Origin of the sequence: Pseudomonas sp. Sample_24 (assembly GCF_004307605.1) — a bacterium.
Lineage (GTDB): Bacteria > Pseudomonadota > Gammaproteobacteria > Pseudomonadales > Pseudomonadaceae > Aquipseudomonas.
The window spans coordinates 1-9,902 of record NZ_RCNW01000356.1; the positions used below are offsets into that span (position 1 = coordinate 1).

Consider the following 9,902-nt stretch of genomic DNA (forward strand, 5'->3'; position numbering starts at 1 on the left):
CCGTCGAGTGAGCGATAGGTGTCATTGGAACAGCGTCTTTGAGGACGTGTTGCGCTTGCTTGTACAGTTCGGTGCGCTTGCCTTGATCCGAAGTGCGCTTGGCTTGCTTGACGATGTCGTCAAACTTCTTGTCGCACCACTTGGAGAAGTTGTTGCCTTCCAGCGAGTCGCAGCCGAACAGCACGTTCAGCCAGTTATCGGGATCACCATTGTCACCGCTCCAGCCAATCAGCATGGCCTGGTTCTCGCCGCCTTTGGAGCGCTTGATGTACTCGCCCCACTCGTAGCTCTGGATCTTGACCTTGAGGCCGACTTTCGCCCAGTCGGACTGCAGCATTTCTGCCATCAGCTTGGCGTTCGGGTTGTACGGACGCTGTACCGGCATCGCCCACAGAACGATTTCGGTACCTTCTTTCACGCCGGCTTCCTTGAGCAGCTCTTTGGCTTTCTCAGGGTTGTACGGTGCATCCTTGATGGTGGTGTCGTAGGACCACTGGGTCGGCGGCATGGCGTTGACGGCCAGTTGGCCGGCGCCCTGGTAAACCGAGTCGATGATCTGCTGCTTGTTGACCGCCATGTCCAGTGCCTGACGCACTTTCAGTTGGGCCAGCGGGTTCGGCTCGTTGCTGCCCTTGACTTTGTCCATCACGTTGTAGGCGATGTAACCGAGGTTGAAACCAGCCTGGTCAGGCAGCTTCAGGGTCTTGTCTTCACGCAGCGCCTTGAGGTCGGCCGGACGCGGGAACAGGGTGACCTGGCACTCGTTTTTCTTCAGTTTCTGGATGCGTACCGACGGGTCGGTGGTGATGGCGAAGATCAGGTTGTCGATCTTCACGTCATCCGGCTTCCAGTAGTCCTTGTTCCCGGTGTAGCGGATGTTGGAGTCTTTCTGGTAGCTCTTGAACACGAACGGACCAGTGCCGACCGGCTTCTGGTTGATGTCGGCGGCTTTGCCTTCCTTGAGCAGCTGGGCGGCGTACTCGGCGGACTGGATCGAGGCGAAGCTCATGGCCATGTTCTGGATGAACGCGGCGTCTACATCCTTGAGGGTGAACTTGACGGTTTTGTCGTCGACTTTATCGATCTTGGTGATGTTGGTATCCATCCCCATGTCGGTGAAGTACGGGAATTCGGTCGGGTACGCTTTGCGGAACGGGTCATCCTTGTTAATCATGCGATTAAAGGTGAACAGCACGTCGTCGGCGTTGAACTCACGGGTCGGCTTGAAGTAAGGAGTGGTGTGGAACTTGACGCCTTCGCGCAGATGGAAGGTGTACGTCAGGCCGTCATCGGAGACGTCCCAGCTGGTCGCCAGACCAGGAATGACAGCGGTGCCGCCGCGCTCGAACTGGGTCAGGCGGTTGAACATGGTTTCTGCAGAGGCGTCGAAGTCGGTTCCGGTGGTGTATTGACCTGGATCGAAACCGGCCGGGCTTCCTTCGGAGCAGAACACCAGGTTGGTCGCAGCTTGGGCGAACGGTGCGGCGGCCAATAAGCTGGCGCCGACTAAAAACGGAATGACCGCTTGTTTAAGCATGGTGGCCTCATGATTTGTTGTCATTTTTTAATTTTGAGGACGACCTCGTGAGTCGTGCCTGCGGATACTTATGCAGGGGGCATACCCAATGCAAGATCTTGAGCGACTGCAGGTCTTAAACGGTGGCACGAACGTACCTTAATGTCGCATTTGTATAAAAGTTGACGCATTTGACCGTTTGCGCGGCATTTTTGCAGTGCATTTGGTGCACCTTTGTGGTGCGAATATAGCATGGGTTGCCCGTGGGTGGGGCGAGGTGTTACCTATTTATACCCCGCTCTAAAGGGGTGGGTAGAGATTGATGGGAGTGGTTATCGTTGCACTGCAATTGGTCGAGTTGTACGAAGTGCAACTGTGGCTGTTTTTCAGGGATTGCTGTCGTCGCAGATAGAGCATAGATGGCAGTTTGCAAAAAAAAAGGCGATCACCAAGTGATCGCCTGATTGCATGGTGGCTTCGACTCAGGGCATCAGCACTTCGATCGAGCCGTCAGCCGTCATGCTGACCTGGCTGGTGCCGGCTTCGACTTGTGGAGTGACCGGCGCCGCTTCGTCCATGCTGGCCGCTTTCATCATCATCGGCGCGCGCATGTACGGTTGCGGATAGCCGTTGCTGTTGAGGTTCAGGTTGACGATTTTGTAGCCTTTGCCGCCCAGCGCATCGGTTGCCAGTTGCGCCCGTGCCTTGAAGGCAGTCACTGCTTCCTTGAGCAAGGTGTCTTCGCTGGCCTTGCGGGTTGGCGTGGCAATGGCGAAGTCCATGCCGCCCATCTTCAGGTCTGTGAGCAGTTCGCCGGTCAACTTCGACAGGGCGGCAAAGTCGGTGCTTTCCAGGCGCAACTCGGCGCGTTCACGCCAGCCGGTGATCTTCTGGCCTTTCGTGTCGTAGATCGGATAGCTGTTGCGACTGCCCTGGCGCAGGGTGATGTCCTTGACCTGTTTGGCCTGGGCCAGCGCCTTGTTCATGGTGGTGCTGACGTCGGCCGCGAGTTTGGCCGGGTCGGTGTTTTGTTCTTCGGTGTAGAGGGTCACGATCATCAAGTCGCGAGCCACTTCCTGGCTGACTTCGGCGCGCAGGGAAATCTGGTTGTAATGAAGCTCGTCGGCCGCCAGGGTCGGGAGGCTGGCGAAAGCGCCAACGCTCAGGGCAAGGAGGGCGGCGCTGCGGCGGAATGTGTGCATGAAAGCTCCTGGGATGATGTGCAGGGAATCGTTCGGGCCTGCGTGAACCCATCAGACTCTAGCGATAATGATCCGGTTCGCACAGTTACAACTTCTATACAGATAACGTGTGCTGGGCTATTTGTGGCGAGGGAGCTTGCTCCCGTTCGGCTGCGAAGCAGTCGCAAAGTCGGATTGCAGGACCTCCCTGTTTTACCCGGTACGATGGAGCGGGCCTGCTACGCAGTCCAGCGGGACGGTGCGGCGATCCGACAAGCCCCCTCGCCACCACAGCGTTATCAGATTTGGCATGTGGTCGTTTGCCGCACTTTCGCTTCTGAAGGCGCCGCTTGGTTATACTCCCAATGATCCGCCTGGAGCGCTCATCAGGAGAGCTCATGCTCGCCCCCGTTCAAATCACTTCCGCCACTCGCCAGAATCTCTGGCGGCTGACTTTCATCCGGACTTTGGTACTGGCTGCCCAAGCCGGGTCGGTAGGCCTGGCCTACTGGTTCGAATTGTTGCCGTTGCCCTGGTTTCAACTGGCCGCCACCCTCGGTTGCTCAATGCTACTGTGTGCATTCACCGCGATTCGCTTGCGCACCTCATGGCCGGTGACCGAGCTGGAATACGCCGTACAACTGGCCTGCGACCTGTTTATCCACAGTGCCTTGCTGTATTTCTCCGGGGGTTCGACCAACCCCTTCGTTTCCTATTATCTGGTGCCGCTGACCATCGCTGCCGTAACGTTGCCGTGGCGTTATTCGGTGATCCTGTCGGGCATCGCGCTGACGATGTACACCCTGTTGCTGGCACGCTTCTATCCGCTACAAACCTTCCCCATCGCCCGGGAAAACCTGCAGGTGTACGGGATGTGGCTGAGTTTCGCCCTGGCGGCGGCGGTGATCACCTTCTTCGCCGCTCGCATGGCCGAAGAACTGCGCCGACAGGAAGAGTTGCGCGCCATCCGCCGTGAAGAAGGCCTGCGCGACCAACAGCTCCTGGCTGTCGCCACCCAGGCCGCGGGCGCGGCGCATGAGCTGGGTACGCCATTGGCGACCATGAGCGTGCTGCTCAAGGAAATGCGCCAGGACCATCACGACCCGATGTTGCAGGACGACCTGAGCGTGTTGCAGGATCAAGTCAAGCTGTGCAAAGAGACCTTGCAGCAATTGGTACGCGCCGCCGAGGCCAATCGCCGGTTGGCGGTGGAAATGCAGGACGTTACCGATTGGCTCGACGAAGCGCTCAATCGCTGGCACCTGATGCGTCCGGAGGCCAGTTACCGCTTCCAGCGCCTCGGCCAGGGCACGGTGCCACGCATGGCGCCACCGCCTGACCTGACCCAGGCCTTGCTGAATTTGCTCAACAATGCCGCTGATGCCTGCCCGGAGGGCTTGCAGGTGACGCTGGACTGGGACGCCGAAAACCTCACCATCAGCATCCGCGATCACGGCGCAGGCGTACCATTGGCTATCGCCGAACAGATCGGCAAACCGTTTTTTACCACCAAGGGCAAAGGCTTCGGTCTGGGCCTGTTTTTGAGCAAGGCCAGCGTGACACGCGCCGGCGGCTCAGTGAAACTCTACAGTCATGAGGAAGGTGGCACGCTCACCGAGCTGCGCCTGCCCCGTGTCGCCCGAGGAGACCAACATGAGTGACGAAACCCAAGTCGAAGGCGAAGAACTGCCGCATTTGCTGCTGGTCGATGACGACGCCACCTTCACCCGCGTCATGGCTCGCGCCATGGCTCGCCGTGGTTTCCGCGTCAGCACGGCTGGCTCCGCCGAGGAAGGCCTGGAACTGGCCAAGGCCGATCTGCCGGACTACGCCGCACTGGACCTGAAAATGGATGGCGATTCCGGCCTGGTGTTGTTGCCCAAGTTGCTGGAAATGGATCCGGAAATGCGCGTGGTCATCCTCACCGGTTACTCAAGCATTGCCACCGCCGTCGAAGCGATCAAGCGTGGTGCCTGCAACTACCTGTGCAAACCGGCCGATGCCGACGACGTATTGGCGGCGCTGCTGTCCGAACACGCCGACCTCGACAGCCTGGTGCCGGAAAACCCGATGTCGGTGGACCGCTTGCAGTGGGAACACATTCAGCGGGTTTTGACCGAACACGAAGGCAACATTTCCGCCACGGCCCGCGCCCTGGGCATGCACCGCCGCACGCTGCAGCGCAAACTGCAGAAGCGCCCCGTTCGTCGCTGAACCTGCGCTGAACGAATGCGGGCCGCTCCTCGCGACAAACCGAACCGATCATCTATGATCGGTTCGTGCGTGTACTTTTCTCTATTGAGCCTTATCCATGAACCAGAACGCTGAGTACTCCGCGGTCAACGATGCTGTGCGCGGGCAGTTTTTTCGCAAAGTGTGGGCGATGATCACGCCTTACTGGCAAAGTGAGGAGAAGGCCAAGGCCTGGGCGTTGTTGATCGCGGTGATCGCGTTGTCACTGATCAGCGTGGGCATCTCGGTGTGGTTCAACACCTGGTACAAGGATTTCTATAACGCGCTGCAACAGAAAGACGAAGCCGCTTTCTGGCGCCTGATCCTGTACTTCTGCGCGATTGCGGCGGTGGCGATTGTCGGTGCGGTGTATCGCCTCTACCTGACTCAGATGTTGACGATCCGCTGGCGGGCCTGGCTGACCGAAAAACATTTCACGCGGTGGCTCAACGACAAGAATTACTACCAGCTGGAGCAGGGCGGCTACACCGATAACCCGGACCAGCGGATTTCCGAAGACCTCAACAACTTCACCAACAACACCCTTGAACTGGGTATCGGTCTGCTGCGCAATATCGTCAGCCTGGTGTCGTTCTCGATCATTTTGTGGGGCGTGTCGGGCAGTATCGAAGTCTTCGGTATCACCATTCCCGGCTACATGTTCTGGTGCGTGCTGGTTTACGCCGTGGTGGGCAGTTGGCTGACGCATTTGATCGGTCGTCGCTTGATCGGTCTGAACAACCAACAACAACGCTTCGAGGCCGACCTGCGTTTCTCCATGGTGCGGATTCGTGAGAATGCCGAAAGCATCGCGTTGTACAACGGCGAGCCGAACGAAAATCGTCGCTTGAGCGGCCGCTTCGGGATGGTCTGGCACAATTTCTGGGACATCATGAAGGTGTCCAAGCGCCTGACCTTCTTTACGGCAGGTTACAACCAGGCTGCCATTATCTTTCCGTTCATCGTTGCTTCGCCGCGTTACCTGGCGGGCAAGATCGAACTGGGCGAGTTGATGCAGATCAGCTCGGCGTTCGGCAATGTGCAGGAAAGTTTCAGCTGGTTTATCAGTGCCTACCAAAGCCTGGCTTCCTGGCGCGCCACCTGCGATCGTCTGCTCAGCTTCCGTCAGGCCATGACCGACAACGAACAGCGCGCACCGGCCATCGATGTGCAGAACCAGGGTGATGCATTGAAAGTGCACAACCTGGGCCTGGACCTGGCCGACGGCCGTCACTTGCTGACCAATGCCGACCTGACTGTGGAGGAGGGCGAGCGCGTGATGCTCAGCGGGCGTTCCGGCAGCGGCAAGTCGACGTTGCTGCGGGCGATGGGGCATCTGTGGCCGTCCGGTCACGGCAGCATTCGTCTGCCGGCGGCGCGTTATCTGTTCTTGCCGCAAAAGCCGTATCTGCCGATCGGTACGTTGCGTGAAGCGCTGAGTTATCCACAGGATGGCGGTACGTATCAGAGCGAGCGTTATGCGCACGTCCTGGAAACCTGCCGATTGCCGCATCTGGTGGCGCGTATTGATGAAGCCAATCACTGGCAACGCATGCTCTCGCCGGGTGAGCAACAGCGACTGGCCTTTGCCCGCGCGCTGCTTTACGCCCCGCAATGGCTGTACATGGACGAAGCGACCTCGGCGATGGATGAAGAGGACGAAGCGTCGCTGTATCAGGCACTGATCGACGAATTGCCCGGGCTGAGCATTGTCAGCGTTGGCCATCGCAGCAGTCTCAAGCGCTTCCATCCACGGCATGTGCGTATCGAAAATGGGCACTTGGTGGACCAGGCCGTGACCGCCTGAACATCATGCCTCTGTAGGAGCAAAGCTTGCTCGCGATCACCATCATGCGGTTTTCGACCTGGGACCGCGTGATCGTTCATCGCGAGCAAGCTTTGCTCCTACCAGGGGTGGTGGTGATCGTACAACCGCGTTGCGCTATGATGCGGTTTCAGCAGCCGAATATTTCGAGACAGACGTCCACCATGGAAAACCCGAACGACGCACCACGCCTACCTCGCAAGCGCCGCAGCCTCGCTCAGGAACTGGTGACGGTGCTGTCCGAGCAGATCCGCGACGGTCACCTCAAGCGTGGCGACAAGTTGCCCACCGAGTCGGCGATCATGGATGCCCATGGTGTCAGCCGCACGGTGGTGCGCGAGGCGATTTCCCGTTTGCAGGCGGCGGGGCAGGTGGAGACCCGCCATGGTATCGGCACCTTCGTTCTCGACACACCGAGCCCGAGTGGTTTTCGCATCGACCCGGCAACCGTGGTCACCTTGCGTGACGTGCTGGCGATCCTGGAATTGCGCATCAGTCTCGAAGTGGAATCCGCCGGCCTCGCTGCCCAGCGTCGCAGTCCCGAGCAATTGGCCTTGATGCGCGCGGCACTGGATGCGCTGAACGAAAGCGTGTCTCACGCCAGTGATGCCGTGGCTTCGGACTTCCAGTTCCACCTGCAGATTGCCCTGTCCACCGGCAACCGTTACTTCACCGACATCATGACTCACCTGGGCACCAGCATCATTCCGCGCACTCGGCTCAACTCCGCGCGGCTGGCCCATGACGATCAGCAGCACTACATGAATCGCCTGAGCCGCGAGCACGAAGAAATCTACGATGCCATCGCCCGCCAGGACTCCGATGCCGCCCGCGCCGCCATGCGCCTGCACCTGACCAACAGCCGCGAGCGGTTGCGTCATGCCCATGAAGAGGCTGAGGCGCAGCGGGTTTAGGGGAGCACAGGATTTTCCACTGGCACCGTCACATAGTCGATGTACTCGACTGTGTTATCACTCAATACCTTGAATTTTTTTTGAGTGACCTCCAGGGTTTTTCCCGGCATCAACTCAAATTCGACCCAATCTCCAATGCTCACGTGCAGGTCGAATTCCATTGGCATGACCAGCGGCTTGAGCTGGGCGCTGGTCGGAAAGTTAAATCGATGTTTCGTTGGCATGACTGATTACCATTCGATGCGCAATGTCAGCAGTGAGCTGGTTTGTGGTTCGTTCTCGCCGCCGATCTGGTAGCACAGCGTGACTGTCTTGTTTACGTGTCTCTTCACTTCTTCTCTGGAGACGTAAACTTTCAGGTTTGGCGTTCTTGCGACGTCGTCAATGTCTTCGTTGTATTGTCCGGTAGGGATCTTTTTCCCCCGCCATTCCAGGTCGCCCTTGTCCAGATTCAAGATTGCAAAGGCTTCGTTGTAAGGCGAGGAATATGCGGAATCGGGAATGCAGACTTCCAGATATCCTTGGAGCTTCGACAACACCACGACAGTTTCCTGATCGTCGGGCCGGGTTGTGATTCCTGTAAGCGTTGGGGCTTCAAGCGCCATGATGTATTCCTTGGAGTGTCGAGGTTGGCGAAATGGGTTGCGGCACATGCCAAGCTCCGGATCAGAGTTATCCCTCTAGAGATGCGTCATTCGGAACTGATAGAAATTACAGTTTCGACAAGCGGTTATGCTTCTTAGGGTCCTAGGATGACGTATCTCTAGGATTGGCATTATTCGAAGCGCCATCTTCTTCAGTCCCACCAAAGGCTTTTAAAAATGGGGTATCCGAGCCTTTTGTCGAACAATTTTCACCCAGCGCGATGAAATGCAGTTGACGGTTGTATTTTAAGTTGTACGATGACCTACAACTTCAGCGCAGGCTGAACGGTCATCACACACAAACGTCGCAACCCAGGGTGTTCGAATAATGAATCCACAAGAACTGAAGTCCATCCTCTCTTCCGGTCTGCTGTCTTTCCCGGTTACCGATTTCAATGCACAGGGCGACTTCAATCGCGCTGGCTACATCAAGCGTCTGGAATGGCTGGCCCCATACGGCGCCTCGGCTCTGTTCGCCGCAGGTGGCACCGGTGAGTTCTTCTCTCTGGCGGCCAGCGAATATTCGGAAATCATCAAGACTGCCGTCGACACTTGCGCCACCAGCGTGCCAATCCTGGCCGGCGTGGGCGGTTCGACCCGTCAAGCCATCGAGTACGCACAGGAAGCCGAGCGCCTGGGTGCCAAAGGCCTGTTGCTGCTGCCGCACTACCTGACCGAAGCCAGCCAGGACGGTGTTGCCGCTCACGTTGAAGCGGTGTGCAAATCGGTCAACATCGGCGTCGTGGTCTACAACCGTAACGTTTGCCGCCTGAACGCGCCGCTGCTGGAACGTCTTGCCGAGCGCTGCCCGAACCTGATCGGCTACAAGGATGGCCTGGGTGATATCGAGTTGATGGTGTCGATCCGTCGCCGCCTCGGTGATCGCTTCAGCTACCTGGGCGGTTTGCCGACCGCTGAAGTCTACGCCGCTGCCTACAAGGCGCTGGGCGTGCCGGTCTACTCCTCGGCGGTGTTCAACTTCATCCCGAAAACCGCGATGGATTTCTACCACGCGATCGCTCGCGAAGATCACGCCACCGTTGGCAAGATCATCGACGACTTCTTCCTGCCGTACCTGGACATCCGTAACCGCAAAGCGGGTTATGCGGTGAGCATCGTCAAGGCCGGGGCAAAAATTGCCGGCTATGACGCAGGCCCTGTGCGGGCGCCGCTGACCGATCTGACTGGCGAAGAGTATGAAATGCTCGCGGCGCTGATCGACAAGCAGGGTGCGCAGTAACACATCCGTTTAAGTAAGGCCGCTGAGTGATCAGCGGCCTTTTGCGTGAGGAGATCTTAAAGTGGCAGATGCAAAGCGTTTCGATAACTACATCAACGGCGAATGGGTTGCCGGTGGCGATTACTCGGCGAACATCAACCCGTCCGAGCTGAGCGACAACATCGGCGATTACGCCAAGGCTGACCTGGCCCAGGTCAACGCCGCCATTGATGCTGCCCGTGCCGCATTCCCGGCCTGGTCCACGTCCGGTATTCAGGCGCGTCACGATTCCCTGGACAAAGTCGGCAGCGAAATCCTCGCCCGTCGCGAAGAGCTCGGCACGCTGCTGGCCCGGGAAGAGGGCAAGACCC

At 58.2% G+C, this 9,902-nt stretch carries 10 protein-coding genes; 6 read left to right on the forward strand and 4 right to left on the reverse strand.

What is annotated here, in order from left to right; genetic code table 11:
• Together D8V06_RS20400 and D8V06_RS20405 are read right to left on the reverse strand one after the other, a co-directional pair.
• Positions 1 to 1,537, reverse strand: a 1,537-nt coding sequence (locus D8V06_RS20400; RefSeq protein ID WP_130931677.1) for an ABC transporter substrate-binding protein, incomplete at its 3' end; no start/stop codon positions are given.
• Between the two features lie 461 nt (positions 1,538 to 1,998).
• Positions 1,999 to 2,718: an SIMPL domain-containing protein gene (locus tag D8V06_RS20405; protein ID WP_056855001.1), complete on the reverse strand. Its 720-nt coding sequence runs from the start codon at positions 2,716 to 2,718 to the stop codon at positions 1,999 to 2,001.
• Between the two features lie 377 nt (positions 2,719 to 3,095).
• On the opposite strand from D8V06_RS20405, the gene D8V06_RS20410 reads away from it, so the two are divergent.
• The 4 genes from D8V06_RS20410 to D8V06_RS20425 all read left to right on the forward strand — a co-directional run bounded on the left by D8V06_RS20410 (position 3,096) and on the right by D8V06_RS20425 (position 7,668).
• Positions 3,096 to 4,358, forward strand: coding sequence for an ATP-binding protein (locus D8V06_RS20410; protein WP_056855002.1), 1,263 nt, complete (start codon positions 3,096 to 3,098; stop codon positions 4,356 to 4,358).
• Positions 4,351 to 4,911, forward strand: coding sequence for a response regulator transcription factor (locus D8V06_RS20415; RefSeq protein WP_056855003.1), 561 nt, complete (start codon positions 4,351 to 4,353; stop codon positions 4,909 to 4,911). Before D8V06_RS20410 ends, D8V06_RS20415 begins: the two co-directional genes overlap by 8 nt.
• 97 nt (positions 4,912 to 5,008) lie before the next feature.
• On the forward strand, positions 5,009 to 6,736 hold the full coding sequence (locus tag D8V06_RS20420; RefSeq protein ID WP_130906258.1) for an ABC transporter ATP-binding protein/permease: 1,728 nt from the start codon (positions 5,009 to 5,011) through the stop codon (positions 6,734 to 6,736).
• 182 nt (positions 6,737 to 6,918) lie between these two features.
• Positions 6,919 to 7,668, forward strand: a complete 750-nt coding sequence (locus D8V06_RS20425; RefSeq protein ID WP_177336588.1) for a FadR/GntR family transcriptional regulator — start codon at positions 6,919 to 6,921, stop codon at positions 7,666 to 7,668.
• Here the strand turns inward: D8V06_RS20425 and D8V06_RS20430 are convergent.
• On the reverse strand, positions 7,665 to 7,892 hold the full coding sequence (locus D8V06_RS20430) for a hypothetical protein (protein WP_130908127.1): 228 nt from the start codon (positions 7,890 to 7,892) through the stop codon (positions 7,665 to 7,667). The genes D8V06_RS20425 and D8V06_RS20430 overlap by 4 nt on opposite strands.
• Before the next feature lie 6 nt (positions 7,893 to 7,898).
• Complete coding sequence (locus tag D8V06_RS20435) at positions 7,899 to 8,273, reverse strand: hypothetical protein (RefSeq protein WP_130931678.1); 375 nt, start codon at positions 8,271 to 8,273, stop codon at positions 7,899 to 7,901.
• Between the two features lie 367 nt (positions 8,274 to 8,640).
• Between D8V06_RS20435 and kdgD the strand changes: the two genes are divergently transcribed.
• Positions 8,641 to 9,552, forward strand: coding sequence for a 5-dehydro-4-deoxyglucarate dehydratase (gene kdgD / locus D8V06_RS20440; protein ID WP_020796617.1), 912 nt, complete (start codon positions 8,641 to 8,643; stop codon positions 9,550 to 9,552).
• A 61-nt stretch (positions 9,553 to 9,613) separates the two neighbouring features.
• The coding region (locus tag D8V06_RS20445; RefSeq protein WP_130931679.1) for an aldehyde dehydrogenase family protein at positions 9,614 to 9,902 on the forward strand (289 nt) is incomplete at its 3' end.